At 70.7% G+C, this 13,870-nt stretch carries 14 protein-coding genes; 6 read left to right on the forward strand and 8 right to left on the reverse strand.

Annotated features, from left to right (window positions below; translation table 11 throughout):
• Window positions 1-6: 6 nt before the first annotated feature.
• Window positions 7-888: a hypothetical protein gene (locus B4589_RS15365; RefSeq protein WP_079232249.1), complete on the reverse strand. Its 882-nt coding sequence runs from the start codon at window positions 886-888 to the stop codon at window positions 7-9.
• Between the two features lie 153 nt (window positions 889-1,041).
• Between B4589_RS15365 and B4589_RS15370 the strand changes: the two genes are divergently transcribed.
• The 5 genes from B4589_RS15370 (at window position 1,042) to B4589_RS15390 (ending at window position 4,811) form a co-directional block, all read left to right on the forward strand.
• Complete coding sequence (locus tag B4589_RS15370) at window positions 1,042-1,386, forward strand: winged helix-turn-helix domain-containing protein (RefSeq protein ID WP_079232248.1); 345 nt, start codon at window positions 1,042-1,044, stop codon at window positions 1,384-1,386.
• Window positions 1,387-1,388: 2 nt separating this feature from the next.
• Window positions 1,389-1,700: a hypothetical protein gene (locus B4589_RS15375; protein ID WP_079232247.1), complete on the forward strand. Its 312-nt coding sequence runs from the start codon at window positions 1,389-1,391 to the stop codon at window positions 1,698-1,700.
• An 81-nt stretch (window positions 1,701-1,781) separates the two neighbouring features.
• Entirely contained in the window at window positions 1,782-2,816 is a 1,035-nt protein-coding gene (locus tag B4589_RS15380) for a hypothetical protein (protein ID WP_079232246.1), read from the forward strand.
• A gap of 85 nt (window positions 2,817-2,901) precedes the next feature.
• Window positions 2,902-3,531, forward strand: coding sequence for a hypothetical protein (locus tag B4589_RS15385; RefSeq protein ID WP_143414233.1), 630 nt, complete (start codon window positions 2,902-2,904; stop codon window positions 3,529-3,531).
• Window positions 3,528-4,811, forward strand: coding sequence for a hypothetical protein (locus B4589_RS15390; protein WP_079232244.1), 1,284 nt, complete (start codon window positions 3,528-3,530; stop codon window positions 4,809-4,811). The genes B4589_RS15385 and B4589_RS15390 overlap by 4 nt, the downstream gene beginning before the upstream one ends.
• Before the next feature lie 12 nt (window positions 4,812-4,823).
• On the opposite strand, the gene B4589_RS15395 is transcribed toward B4589_RS15390, so the two are convergent.
• The 6 genes from B4589_RS15395 to hutU all read right to left on the reverse strand — a co-directional run bounded on the left by B4589_RS15395 (window position 4,824) and on the right by hutU (window position 12,659).
• On the reverse strand, window positions 4,824-6,128 hold the full coding sequence (locus tag B4589_RS15395) for a hypothetical protein (RefSeq protein WP_176330551.1): 1,305 nt from the start codon (window positions 6,126-6,128) through the stop codon (window positions 4,824-4,826).
• Entirely contained in the window at window positions 6,128-6,829 is a 702-nt protein-coding gene (locus B4589_RS15400; protein WP_143414232.1) for a hypothetical protein, read from the reverse strand. Before B4589_RS15400 ends, B4589_RS15395 begins: the two co-directional genes overlap by 1 nt.
• 332 nt (window positions 6,830-7,161) lie before the next feature.
• A complete protein-coding gene (gene hutH, locus B4589_RS15405) occupies window positions 7,162-8,727 on the reverse strand; it encodes a histidine ammonia-lyase (protein WP_079232243.1) in 1,566 nt (521 codons plus the stop codon).
• Window positions 8,720-9,946: an imidazolonepropionase gene (gene hutI, locus B4589_RS15410; protein ID WP_079232242.1), complete on the reverse strand. Its 1,227-nt coding sequence runs from the start codon at window positions 9,944-9,946 to the stop codon at window positions 8,720-8,722. The genes hutH and hutI overlap by 8 nt, the downstream gene beginning before the upstream one ends.
• A complete protein-coding gene (gene hutG, locus B4589_RS15415) occupies window positions 9,943-10,863 on the reverse strand; it encodes a formimidoylglutamase (RefSeq protein ID WP_079232241.1) in 921 nt (306 codons plus the stop codon). The genes hutI and hutG overlap by 4 nt, the downstream gene beginning before the upstream one ends.
• Window positions 10,860-12,659 (reverse strand): urocanate hydratase, encoded by a 1,800-nt coding sequence (hutU, locus tag B4589_RS15420; RefSeq protein ID WP_079232240.1) that lies wholly within the window; start codon window positions 12,657-12,659, stop codon window positions 10,860-10,862. The genes hutG and hutU overlap by 4 nt, the downstream gene beginning before the upstream one ends.
• Before the next feature lie 88 nt (window positions 12,660-12,747).
• Between hutU and B4589_RS15425 the strand changes: the two genes are divergently transcribed.
• On the forward strand, window positions 12,748-13,392 hold the full coding sequence (locus B4589_RS15425) for a helix-turn-helix domain-containing protein (protein ID WP_079232239.1): 645 nt from the start codon (window positions 12,748-12,750) through the stop codon (window positions 13,390-13,392).
• On the opposite strand, the gene B4589_RS15430 is transcribed toward B4589_RS15425, so the two are convergent.
• Window positions 13,389-13,829 (reverse strand): DUF302 domain-containing protein, encoded by a 441-nt coding sequence (locus B4589_RS15430; protein ID WP_079232238.1) that lies wholly within the window; start codon window positions 13,827-13,829, stop codon window positions 13,389-13,391. The genes B4589_RS15425 and B4589_RS15430 overlap by 4 nt on opposite strands.
• Window positions 13,830-13,870: the final 41 nt, after the last annotated feature.

Raw genomic sequence — 13,870 nt, forward strand, 5'->3', positions numbered from 1 at the left:
CGCGCCTCACTCCTCGGAAGCCGCCGCGAACTCCGCCGGGAGGTCCGACCGGAGCTCCCGGTACGTCCGGGCGAAGATCGCGGTGACGACGACGCCGACGATCGCGGCGAACGCCATCGCGAACGGCGTCGTGAGGAGGTGGAACGTCGTCCACGGCGCCTCGATCGGTGGTGCGGCCACCGAGCTGACGCTCGACCGGACGGCGATCAGCAGGACGGCGAGAGCGGCGACACGGACACGGTTCCCGCGGACGGTGTCCCAGCTCCCGCGGAACGCGCCGAGGACGCCGCGGTGCCGGACGCTGATCTCGTGGAGCAGGAAGAGGAAATGTACGGCTACGGTGACGAGCAGCGCGATCGCGAGGAGGATCCCGACGCCAGCGAGGAGCAGCATCGCGGGGCCCGCGACTGCGTCCGGGAGCAGATCGAGTCTGCCCACCCCCAGCACCGCGGCGACCAGGGCCAGACCGATCCCGAACGTGACGACGAACACCAGCGCGGCGTAGAGGAAGTTCGCGGCCACGCCCGAGACCGTCGCCCGGCCGATACGGTCGAAGAGGTAGCGGTCGGGGATCCCGTCGGTCTCTCCCCCGACGAACGTCCGGATCGCGACGATCGAGATCGGCGTCGTGACCACGGACGTGAACCCGCCGGCGAGCAGCGAGGCGACGGCGGCAGTGAACTGCGGGAGGTCGCCGCCGGCAGCGATATCGCCGCCGGCAGCGACGCCCGTTCCCACGTCGACCGGCACGTACGTCGTCCCGACGCCGACGACCAACACTACGCCGAGGGACTCCGCGAGGAAGAACAGGATTGCGAAGACGGCACCGTTCCGCGAGAGCGCGAGCGAGACGCCGTCGGAGACGACACGCTGGATCTGAAACGCCATCGGTGGCCCGTTGCGGTGCCGGCGAGTTAATACCGCCCCCCGGTTTCCGCCAGTGAAAGGAGCGGGCGCCTTTATCAGGGCTGGCGGGGTGGGAGTTTCTCGGGGTGAAAACACCGGCCGTTTATACGGGATTGGCCCCCCTTTGCCCGTACTGTGAGTGAGGATCCCAGCGTCGAGACACTGCTGTCCGCTCTCGACGACGAGTACGCCCGGACGATCCTCATGGAGACGGACCAACGACCGATGTCAGCAAAAAACCTCGCGGAGGCGTGTGACGCATCGCTTCCCACGATCTACCGGCGTATCGACCGCCTCTCCGAACTCGGGCTCGTCACGGAGCGGCCGGAGTTCAGCGACGAGGGACGCCACTACAGCGTCTACGAGGCGACGCTCGACCAGGTCGTGATCGATCTCGACGACGGGGACCTGAGCGTCACGATGACCGCCGAACGGACCGACGCGGCGGACCGCTTCACCGAGATGTGGGAGGATATCTGACGATGCCGACGACCAGTTCGGTGCTGTACCTCGCCCTGCTGGCCGCGACGCTGCTCGCCGCGACACTCGGGCTGATCATCGTGTTCCAGGCGTACCGCGGCTACCGCCGGAACGACAGCCGGCGGATGCTGTATCTCGCGGCCGGCCTCGCGCTGATCACGGTCGCGCCGTTTTTCCTCTCGATCGTGTTCACCGTCGTGGCCCCGGCGCTCGACTCGGGCGACCTGCTCCTGTCGTTCGTGCTCCCGCTTGCGAGCCGCGTCCTGGAGATCTCCGGCCTCCTGCTGATCCTCTACTCGCTGTACCGGTCGTGACCACGCTTCCCGGCACGATCGAATCGCCGCCCCGACCGCTGCCGGTACTGTTTCAAACCATCCTTCCGAACCGGTGGGACGATGCCCCGCTCGCTCCCCTCCATCCGGACCGTCGCGGTCCTCCTACTGCTCGTCGTCGGCGTGGTGCTCAGCTTCGCCTTCCACGCGACCGCCGGCGGCGCGAGCGTCACCTACACGGCGACCGCCGTCGAGCCGGGCGAGAACCCCGACCTCGTCGCTCGCGCCGCGGGGAACGTGACCGACCTCGACGAACGGCTCGCGGGCACGCCGACGCGACACCGACAGCCGATCCGGGAGGCTGCGGCGAACGGGTCCTACACGGGGAGTCTCGACCCGGAGCTCGACATCGTCGTCGACGACATCGAGTCGCCGTACGTCCGGTACGACGGCCGCTACTACTCGTGGACGGTTTCGACGGCGGCCGAGACGACGAACGCGACGATCCGGATGGAACCGACCGATCCCGAGACGGTGTTCGACGCCGTCGCGCGTCCGGTCGCCGACGCGCCGCCGGAGGTCAGGACCGCGATCGCGGAGGGGTCGGCGACCGGGTTCACCGTCGACGCCGGCCTGTACGAAGGGGACGGGACGTACTACGCCGTCGCGGCCGAGAACGAGGGCGCGGTCCTCACCCAGTTCGCGACACTCATCGCCGGGTTCGCGCTCACGCCGGTGGGGCGGGGGTACACCGCGGTCGCGCTCGGGCTGCTCGCGTTCCGCCACCGCGATCCGAACCGTGATCGGCCGCTAACCCCCCGCCGAGCGGCTGCGAGCGCCGCGCTCGCCGTCCCGATCGCGCTCGCCGGCGCCGCCCTGTTCGAGAGCGGCGCGGCCAGTTGGTTCCTGACCGGCCCCGCGAGCGCGTTCGTCGTCGCCGCCGGGGTCGTCGCGGGCGTGTTCGCGGCCCGGGGGCAGTGGCTCCGGCTCCTCGGCGTCTCGGTCGGCACCGCGCTGCTCGCGGGGACGGCGTTCGCCGTCGCGCTCGGCGTCCTCGGCGTCGTGTTCGGCACGCTCGCCGTCCTGTTCGGGTTCGTCACCGGCGTCGTCCCGTTCGGGTACGGCTACTGGTTCGCCCGGCCGCTACCGGAGGACTGAGTTCCGTCACGGTGGCCGACGAACGGCCGCAGCGGGGCCGACGACCACCGGTTTCTTGTCGGTTTGGCTGCATCGTCGAGTCGCGATGGTCCCCACTGGAGCCTCCGAAACCCCGAGGCGGCGCTTCCTCGGGGGGTTGGGTGTCGGTATCGCCTCGCTGCTCGCCGGCTGTAGCGGCTCCGAAACAGGCGAGGCAACCGAACCGGACGACGGCACGCTCGTGACGGAGTACACGGTCGAAACGACCCGCTCATCGGGCGACGAGCCGCCGATCGTCGCCCCGCGGGCGAACGCTGGTGACGACGACACGTCGGCGACGGCCGAGCCACTCACCACCCACACAGTCGGGAGCGAGCAGGACGCCGAGGAGCTCCGGTTCGACGAGGACGCGACGAACGTCGCGGCCGTCCGCCGACTCGTCGCGGAGACGGCGTACGCGAACGAGTCCGTGTTGATCTTCCAGGCGTCGATCGGCGAGTGCTACCGGCGGGAGTTGAACGCCGTCCGGCGGGACGCCGACGGCGATCCGGACGTCGACTTCTGCCGGGTGGTTCGCGACGCCGACGTCGACTGCGAGCGCCGCGCCCGCGAGTACGCCGCCAGCGTCGTCCGGCTGCCGTTCCCCGGCGACGAGTACGGCGGCCTCACCGTCGGCAGCGGCGGGAGCTGTGACCCGGTTCCCGAACGCGACCGGAACGGGGGTGGGTCGGCGTGAGCCGGCGAACCAGACGGTCGACGCTCGCGGCTGTCGGCGCCGCAGTCGCCGGCGGGCTCGCGGGCTGTAGCGCCCTGCGGTCGTCGGACGAGCCGGCCGTCGAGTACGACGAGTCGGCGCTGGGCGCGCTCCCCGGCGACCTCCCCGAGATCCCGCCCACGCTGCCCGTACAGCCGACCGACGCACACGTCGCGGCCGCCCGCGATCGGGTTCGGTCGCTGCTCGAGGGCGTCGACCCCTCGCGGATCCCGAACGAGGTGGTCCGGCGCAGGCTCACCGCCGAGGCCGAGTCCGCACGGGCTGCGCTGGACGAGGACGACGACGGGCCACGCGCCGACGCGCTCACCGGCCTCACACACCCGCGCTCGGAGGCGATGTTCGCCAGCGCCGGGTTCGCCGCCTTCGAGGGGGAGCTCACCCCGGCGGACGTCGAAACGCGCCGCGAACGTCACCACCGCGCCGCCGCGTCGTTCCTCGACGACCACTCGCCCGTCGGTCCGCCCGACGACCCCGTGGGTGCGCTCGCCCAACACCTCCGGATCACCGAGTGGGGCCAGACCGGCGCTCGGCTCACCGAACCGCAGGAGCACTACGAGTACGAGAACACCGTCCTGCACGCCGCCGAACTCGCGCAGGGCACCGAGTGGGGGCGTGCGTACGCCGCGGACGCGCGTCGCCTTTACGACCACTACACGTCGATGCTCGACGATCCGCGCGACTACGAGGACCGCTTCGCGGACGTCGCCGCGACGCTCGTCGACGACGTGGCGGAGCACACGACCCCGCCCGACTGGGGGGCGCTGGGCAGCGATCTCGACCGTGACGTGACGGACACCGCCGGCGAGGATCTCCTCCAGGAACTCGCGCGGAGGCGGTTGACGGACGCGGAGCAGGCCGTCGAGCGACACGACGGCGGCCACGACGCCGGCGCCGTCGTCTTCGCGATGCGCACGCTCGCCGCGGACCGCGCGTTCGAGGCCGCGCGGACGGCCATCGAGGACGGCGAGTACGGCGTGCCCGAGTCGGTCGACCCCATCGCCGCCGAGCGCGCTGCCGCCGTCGACGGGCTCGGAACGCTCCTCGACACCTCGCCAGCGATGCTCGCACGACTGCTCGCGCTCCTCGTCGCGAACCCGATCCGGAACGCCGACCGACGCGTCCGCGAGGACGACGTCTACGACGTCGGTCGCTCCCTGTACGCGCGGTACGCCGTCGCGAACCGGTTCGCGGCCGCCGCGCCGGCCGTCGTTCGACGCGTCGGGGACGCGGTCGACGGGTGACTCCGGCGCTCGTCAGACACCCTCCAGCGCCTCGACGGTCCGTTCGGTGACGGCCGGCGCCGCCCGGCCGACCGCCGTCGCGACGACGTAGTCGGTGACGTCCAAGTCGAGTTGCGAGGGGCTGATCTCCCCCTCGTGCTGGGAGATCGCCCAGTCGGCGTTCGCGACGCGCCAGGCGACCCCAGTGATGGCCGTCCGCGTCAGCTCCGGCGTCGAACTCTCCGCGAGCGCCGCCTCCAGCGCGTCGTAGGCGGTCCCCCGGATCTCCCGGACTGCCTCGGCGCTCTCCGGGTCGGGCACGTCGCCGGCGTCGACGCGTTCCTGCAGGCGCTCCAGCGCGCGGAACCGCGTGCGCTGGCGGTTCGCGTCGACGACGGCGCTGGCTGGCCCCGCCGCGTCCGATAGCCGCGTGATTCCGTAGGCCGCGTCCCGACGGAGATCGGCGATCGCGCGCTCGGGGATCCCCCACTCCTCGGCGGTCGGCTCCGGCGGGAGCGCGGACGTGCGCGACCGGATATCCGCGAGCAGCGTCTCGGCAGCCTCGGTGAGCGTCGCCTCGACGCTCCCGGGGTTCGCCGGGAGCGAGTCAGTGAACTGCGCGTCGAGGTGACGAGCGTCGTCGAGATGCGCCCGGACGGATTCGGTCGTCTCGCCCCACTCGGCGACGGAGAGGAGGTGACTCCCGTCGCCCCGGACCTCCTCGCTCTCGGCAGCTCGATCCAGCATGGCTTCGATCCGACTGTGGACCAGCGCCGCTCGAACGGGGTCGGTCCCGACGTACTCGTGGGCGTCACCAGCGGACTGGGCCGCCGCGACCAGCTCCTCGTACTCCTGTTCGAGAGGGTCGGCCGATAGATCCCGGTCGGCGACTGCCCAGCCGGCGGCGGCGTACCGCGCCTCGGACCGGGCCCGCCGGAGCGACGTGAGCGCCGCGAACGCAGTCGGCGCGTCGCGTGCGTCGTCGAGCCCGTTCGTGGCGGCCGTCGCCGCGTCGAGGAGGTGCCGGCGAACGTGACCGTTCGGGATCTCCTCGGGGCCGAGCGGCGTCGGAAGCTCCGCGAGGAGCGAGGTGACTCTGTTCCGGGCAGCGTCGAAGTACGCGGGGGCGATATCGACGGGCACCGACTCGGGGATCACCGGCTCCGGATCGTCGCCGGGGTCGATCTCCCGGAGGTCGTACGCGCTGATCGTCGGGTCGGGGCTCCCGAACTCGGTGAGGCCGGTACAGCCGGCGAGTGCAGTCGCGCCGGCCACCGCCAGGAGCCCGCGACGGGTCGTCCGACGCCGGCCTGTCGTGGCGTCGCGCTCCCCCGCCATCACTGCTCACCCCCGGAACCGCTCGTGGGCGTCCCGGTTCCGGCAGCGGTGGCGGTCGACTGATCGTCGCCCACCGCGGCGTGATCGGGCTGCGGGTCGCAGACGCCGGTGCCGATCGAGGAGGAGTAGCTGTGCACGTCGTCGGCGTCGAGCGCGTCGGGGATCCGGACGAACCGGGCCTCGATCACCCACTCGTCGACCTCGCAGTGCTCCGTGTACGGGCGGCTCCGGCGGGCGTAATCCGTCGAGATTTCTGTCGCCGACCAGCCGATCCGGCAGAGGGCAAGCTCGAAACACGCCCGCACCTCCCCCAGGTCGACGAACACCGTCTCGGCGTCGAAATCCGTCGCCGCGAGGAACGACGCCACGCGGTCACCGTCGACGGCGTCGGCGACGCTGATCCGGTCGGCGCGGGCGTCGCCGTCGACGACGATGGAGTCGCGCCAGCGCTCGAACTGGGCTTCCGTCGGTCGGTCGTCGCTGTCCGACTCCGCGAGCCAGATCGGCGGCCGATCGGCGTCCACGCGGACGAGGAGCGTCGCCGGGTCGGCCGTCGATCCCGACGCCGGGCCGTCGGTGTCGCCGTCGCGTGGGGCTGTCCGCGTCGATCCGCCGGAGCCGCCACTACCACTGCAGCCGGCGAGTGCGGCGGTGAGCCCTGCGGCTCCGGCGAGGAGGGCGCGCCGTGTCAGGGGGGCCATTGTCACTGAGTGTTCGGACGACCGCGCGTAAATAATCCGTGTGAACGGGACGAGTGGGTCGCGGACAGTGAAACAGCCATCCAACCCATCGTAACTCCCAAATATCCGTCACCCGAACGACCATTCGTCAGCGGTTTCCCGCTGACTGGGTACGCGACCCACCCCCGGAAAGCCGCTGCGTGTGGATCGAGTTCCCTCTCACCGTGGCAGCGGTTTTCCCTCCCCTCCTTCATCCTACACCGTCGAGAGCGGCGCGACACCCATCCGTGAGTGCTCACCGCCCGCTTGACATCCTCCCGCCCCTGAATGGGTGGGCTTCCGCTCGCTACGTGTCACTCCGTGGGGTACTCCCCGGCGAGGTGGTCGGCGAGATCGCCGAACCGAACGAGATCCGCCACCACCTCGATATCGTCGTCGAGCGGTCGGTCGCCGTCCCACGACCGCACGGCGGCGCTGAGGAGGTCGCACGCGGCCCCCGTCCCGGCGCCGTGGGCCAGCGAGTCGTCGACGAACGCGCTGGCCCGGTTGCCCGCGAGGAGTTCGACCGCGACGACCGACGCCGCATCCTCGACGGCCGTCGTCGCGTGGTGGGCGCTCTGGGCACTCATGCTGACGTGGTCCTCCTGCCCGCCGCTGACGGGCGTGTTGTCGGTCGCCGGCGACCCCATCGACCGGAGCTCGTTCACCAGCGACGCGGCGGTGTACTGCGCGATCATGAACCCGGACTCATGTCCCGGATCGTCCGCCAGATACGGCGTCAGGTGATCCTCCTGGAGGTTCGGGTCGAGCATCCGGTTCGTCCGCCGCTCGGAGATGGCCGCGAGTTCGGTCAGCGCGTTGACGGCGTAGTCGAGCCGCAGCGCCAGCGGCTCGCCGTGGAAGTTGCCGCCCGACAGGATCGCCGCCGACTCCCCGCCGCTGGATCGGCTGTCGACCCGGTCGGCGTCGAACACGAGCGGGTTGTCGGTCGCGCTGTTCAGCTCCGTCTCCACGGCGGACCGGAGGTGGTCGACCGCGTCGCGGACGGCGCCGTGGACCTGGGGGATACACCGGACGGCGTAGGCGTCCTGCACGCGGTCACAGTTGCGGTGGGACTCGACGATCTCGGAGTCGGCCGTAAGCCGTTTGATCCGCTTCGCCGTCTCGCGCTGCCCGTCGTGGGGGCGGACCTCCTGGATCGCGGCGTCACAGCTCGCGGTCGTCCCCATCGTCACCTCGGTGGTCAGCGCCCCGGCCACGTCGGCCGCCTCGAGGACGCGTTCGGCATCGACGACGACCAACGCCGCGAGGCCCGCGGTCAGCTGCGTGCCGTTGATCAGCGCCAGCCCCTCCTTGGGTTCGAGTTCGAGCGGCTCCAGCCCCACGCGCTCCAGCGCCGTCGCGCCGTCGACGTGGCCGTCGTCGCCGAGCACGCTGCCCTCACCGAGCAGGACGAGCGACATGTGCGCGAGCGGTGCGAGGTCGCCGCTCGCGCCGAGGCTCCCCCGCGAACGGACGGCGGGGTGGACCCCCTCGTTCAGCATCGTCACCAGGTGGTCGACGACGACCTCCCGGACGCCCGAGTACCCCTTGACGAGCGAGTTCACGCGCGCCACCATCATCGCGCGGACCTCCTCGGGCGAGAGATACCGACCCGCGCCGGAGGCGTGGCTGCGGAGGAGGTTCGTCTGGAGGGAGCGGATCTCCTCGTCCGGGATGCGCTCGTTGACGAGCGAGCCGAATCCCGTGTTCAGCCCGTACACCGCCTCGTCGGTCGCCATCACGTCCTCGACGCGGGCACGCGACTCGCGAAGGCGCTCGCGGGCCGACTCGGCGATATCGACGTCCGCACCGTCCCGCGCGACAGCTTCCACCGCGGCCGGCGTCAGCGACGCGCCGTCGAGCACGATCTCACTCATGGACGACTTGCCCTCCCTTGATCACCGTGTCGACGGTGTTGACGCCGAAGTTGTACGGTACGTGCACCGCGGTCGGCGCGTCGACGACCGCGAGATCCGCTGGCGCGCCCTCCCGTAAGGTGCCGAGCCCGTCCGAGCGGTTCAGCGCGCGGGCCCCGCCCGCGGTCGCGCCGACCAGCGCCTCACGCGGCGCCAGCTTCATCCCGACGCAGGCGAGCGTGCTCGCAAAGCCCATGCTCTGTGAGTAGCAGTTGGGGTTGAGGTCCGACGCGATCGCGATCGACGGCGCGTCGACGCCCATCTCGTCGGCGACCGCGAGGAACTCTTCTGCGTCGGCGTACTCGGTGTCCAGCCCGAACGCCGTTCCCGGGAGGAACACGGGTGTGACACCCGCCTCGTAGAGGGCTTCGGCGTCCTCCCGCGTCGCCATGAGCAGGTGGTCCGCGCTCGCGGCGCCGACGTCAGCGGCCAGTTGTGCCGCACCGGTTCGGGCGAGCTCCTCGGCGTGGATCTTCGGCGTCAGCCCGTACTCCGCGCCGGCTTCGAGGACGCGCCGGGACTGCTCGACGGTGAACGCCCCCTCGTCGCAGAACACGTCGTTGAACGACGCGATCCCCTGCTCGGCCACGGCCGGCAGGAACTCGTCGACAACGCGATCCACGTACTCGTCCGCGTCGACCTCGCGTGGGACCGCGTGGGCGCCCATGAACGTCGCGACCACGTCGACCGGGTGGCGGTCGTCGGCCTCGTCGATCACGTCGAGCATCAGTAGCTCGGTGTCGAGGTCGAGCCCGTAGCCGGACTTCACCTCGACCGTCGTGGTCCCGTGAGCCAGCAGCACGTCGAGTTCGGCGAGGAGGTTGTCGAGCAGCGTCTCCCGCGAGGCCTCGCGGACCGCCTCGACGGTCCGGTGGATACCGCCACCCTCGGCCAGGATCTCCTGGTACGTCTTCCCGCGCAGTTTCGCCGCGAACTCGTCGGACCGATCGCCGGCGAACAGCGCGTGGGTGTGCGAGTCCACGAACCCCGGGATCACGGCCCGTCCCGAGGCGTCCACCGTCCGTGCCGCGTTCTCGCGCGGGTAGCGCCGCTCGATCTCCGCCGCCGGTCCGGTCGCCACCACCTCGCCGTCGTCGACGACCACGCTCGCATCCTCGAGTTGTTGGTCGGGGCCGACGAGGACCTCACCCGCGTCGTGGAGCAGGAGGTCGACCGTCATCGGTCCACCCCCGCGAGGAACTGCGCGATCGCTCGGGCGGCCGTCGTCACCGTCCGGCCGTCGCTATCCAGTGGCGGGGCACACTCGACGACCTCGAACCCGGCGACCCGGTCGTCGGCCGCGAGTCGCCCCAGGGCGTCGAACAGCTCCCGCGAGGTGAGTCCGCCGGGCGTCGGCGCGCTCACGCCGGGGGCCGCCGCCGCGTCCAGCACGTCCATATCGAGGCTCACGTACACGGTGTCGACGTCGGCCAGCTCCGAAAGCGCTGCTGCCGCGACGCCGCCGGGGTCGACGCCGACTTCCGAGGCCGGGTGGATCTGCCCGCCCTGCTCGCGGAGGTACTCGTGGTAGCGCGTGCTCGTCTCGAAGTGGCGGGCGCCGAGGACGGCCAACGAGTCGAGGCCGCGGTCGAACAGCTGTCGGTACGGCGTCCCGCTCGTCGGCCCGTCCCGGAGCTCCCGGCAGTCGAGATGGGCGTCCAGACTGACGACGCCGACCGAGCCACTCGACAGCAGCGACGCGACGTTCGGCACCGTCGTCGAGTTGTCGCCGCCGAGGAACACCGGAAGGGTGTCGGCGTCGTGCAGCGGTGCGACTGCCGTCTCGACCGCCCGCTGCACGTCCGAAACGGAGTCCGTCCAGTCCACGTCGACGTTGCCGACGTCGCCGACGCTGTCGATCGGGCCCGCCGTAAAGTGGTGGGTCTTCGTCGCGGCGAGGGCGTCACGGATCGCGGCGGGGCCGTCACGAGCCCCCGTCCGACCGATGACGGCGCCGTCGTACGGTTCGCCGACGAGCACGGCATCATACTCGCCGGCGGCGTCGACGGTGGTCTCGGCCACGATGTCGCCGAACTGCTCGTCGTTCGGGTCCGACGACGGACCCTGCCAGGGGGCGGGTTCGGTGAATCCGGTCATGAGTCGGAGAGGGGGACGTGAACGTTCGATCGGTCGGCCTCGTCCATCGCTTCCTCGTACCCGGCGTCGGCGTGGCGGATCACGCCCATCCCCGGGTCCGTCGTGAACACGCGTTCGGCCTTCTCGGCGGCCAGGTCCGTGCCGTCCAGCACGACATGGTTGTTGGCGTGGATGGCGTTGCCGATGCCGACGCCGCCGCCGTCGTGGACGCTGACGATGTCCGCGCCCGCGGCGGTGTTCAACAGCGCGTTCAGGATCGGCCAGTCCGCGACGGCGTCGGTGCCGTCCTTCATCGCCTCGGTCTCGCGGTTGGGGCTGGCGACGCTGCCGGCGTCGAGGTGGTCCCGGGTCACGACGATCGGTCCCTCGATCTCCCCCTCCCGCACGAGTTCGTTGATCCGCAGCGCGAACCGTGCCCGCTCGGTCAGGCCGTCCTCGTCGCTGGCGGTTTCACCGCCTCCGTTTCGAGACGCCTCCGGCGTCTCGCTCGTCTCGTAGCCGAGCCAGCACACCCGACTGGGGAGCCCTTGAAACTGGACGCGCTCCTGTGCGAGGTCGATCCAGCGGTGGAGCGCCTCCTTCTCCGGGAACAGCTCTTTGACCGCCTCGTCGGTCCGGTAGATGTCGGCCTCCTCGCCCGACAGCGCGAGCCAGCGGAACGGCCCCTTCCCCCGGCAGAACAGCGGCCGGATGTACTCCGGCACGAACCCCGGGAAGTCGAACGGGTCGTGCTCGGTTCCGGTTGGCGTCGTCACCGACCCGCGGTGGTCCGCGACCTGCCCGCGGATGTTGTTGCCGTACTCGAACGCGACGGCGCCGCGGTCCTGGAGCTCCAGGATGGCGGCGACGTGGCGGGCCATGGTGTCGACGCTCTCCTCGACGTATGCGTCGGGGTCGGATTGCCGGAGTTCGTCGGCCTCCTCGACCGTGTAGCCGGACGGGTAGTAGCCCTCGAGCTCGTCGTGGGCCGACGTCTGGTCCGTGACGATGTCGGGGACGAACCCGCGTTCGAGCATCCCTTCGAGCATGTCCGCGGCGTTCATGTGGACGCCGACGCTGTACGTCTCGCCGCGTTCGGCGGCCGCCGTCGCTGCCTCGATGGCCTCGTCCAGGTCGTCGGTCTTCTCCTGAACGTAGCCCGTGTCGAGCCGGCGGTCGATCCGGGCCTCGTCGACCTCGGCGGCGATACACACCCCGTGGTTCATCGTCACGGCGAGCGGCTGTGCGCCACCCATCCCGCCGAGCCCGCCCGTCACGACGATCTCCCCTTCGAGCGAGCCGTCGAACTGTTCGCGGCCCGCGGCGGCCAGCGTCTCGTACGTCCCCTGGATGATCCCCTGGGTCCCGATGTACGCCCACGAGCCGGCGGTCATCTGGCCGTACATGATCTTCCCCTCGGCCTCCAGTTCGTGGAAGTGATCCCAGTTGTCCCACTTCCCGACCAGGTTCGAGTTCGCGATCAGCACCCGCGGCGCGCGCTCGTGGGTGGTGAACTTCCCGACCGGTTTGCCCGACTGGACGAGCAGCGTCTCCTCGTCGCCGAGCTCGCGGAGCTCGTCGAGGATCGCGTCGTACGCGTCCCAGGAGCGCGCTGCGCGGCCGGTTCCGCCGTACACCACGAGGTTCTCCGGGTCCTCGGCCACCTCCGGGTCGAGGTTGTTGTTCAGCAGGCGCAGCGCCGCCTCCTGTCGCCACCCCTCACACTCGATGTCGGTGCCGGTCGGCGCGCCCTGGTACGACCGCCACTGGTCGCTCGGTTCGCCGATCCGATCCTCGCCGTCGGCAGAATCGTCCATGAGTAGCGACAGTTTGGGGCGCTGTCGCAATGGGCCTACGGCCACCGTACGGAGGTGTCTTTAAGTGAATCGGCGCGGGAGGTGGGGTATGTACGAGGCGACCCTCCGCATCGAGAGTTCGGCCCCGTTCGCGGCGGTGACCGCGAACACCGACGCCTATCTCGAGCTGTACTGCTCGGACCACAGCGACCTCCTCGTCGTCCGCGGCGGCGACCCTGACCGGATGCTCGAACGCGTCCGCGAGCACGTTCCCGTCCGGGACTCGCTCCGAGGGCCCGAGGAGCTGGTCGTGATCACTGAACGGTGTCTCCAGCCCGTCGACGTGCCCACGATCGAACGGTATCTCGACGAGACCGACAGCCTCCTCCTCCCGCCGATCCGGTACGAGAGCGGCCGGAAGATCGGACGGGTGCTCGCCCTCGACCCCGAGAACCTCGCCCAGCTCTACGCCGATCTCTCGGAGGAGTACGACGTCACCGTCGAGGCGAAACGCGAGCTCACGAGCCTGCAGGGGTCGGTCCCGTTCGTCTCGCTCGTCGACGCGCTCCCGACGCTCACCGCCCGCCAGCGGGAGGTCCTCCTCGCCGCCCACCGGAACGGCTACTTCGAGATCCCCCGGGGCGTCACGCTGGAAGCGATCGGGGACGAGCTCGGAATCGGGAGACGGGCGACGGAGGAACATTTCCGTCGTGCGGTCAACAAGCTCATGGACGCGTTCGTCGAGTATCTCTAGAGGTTCGCGAACGCCTCGTCGACGAGTTCGCCGGTGTCGGCGACGATGTCGGCCATCGCCTCGTCGTCGGGCGCCATCCCGATCAGTCGCGCGATGCGCATGATCGAAACGTGATAGACGCGCTGTCGCCCGGGTTCTTCCTCCCAGACGACGACGTTACACGGCATGAGGGCGCCGAGTTCGTTGTCGGTAACGTCGAGCGCGCGGTCGGCCATCTCCGGGTTGCAGGCGCCGAGCACGTAGTACGGGTCGCGGTCGGCGTCGATCTTCTCGTTGAGCATCGCCGAGGGCGAGAACTCGACCGGGATCCCGAACCCGGCGTCGGTGAACACCTCACGGACGTGTTCGATCGCCTCCTCGTGGCCCATCTCGAGAGTCGTCTCTGCTTCGCCGACGGCGTCCGGGTCGATCCGGCTCGGGTCGATCGGGAGAGTCATCGGTGTGCGGGGTTGGGAGCGTCGACACGAAATCCCTTCGG

The sequence above is a fragment of the Halolamina sp. CBA1230 genome (assembly GCF_002025255.2).
Classification (GTDB): Archaea; Halobacteriota; Halobacteria; order Halobacteriales; family Haloferacaceae; genus Halolamina.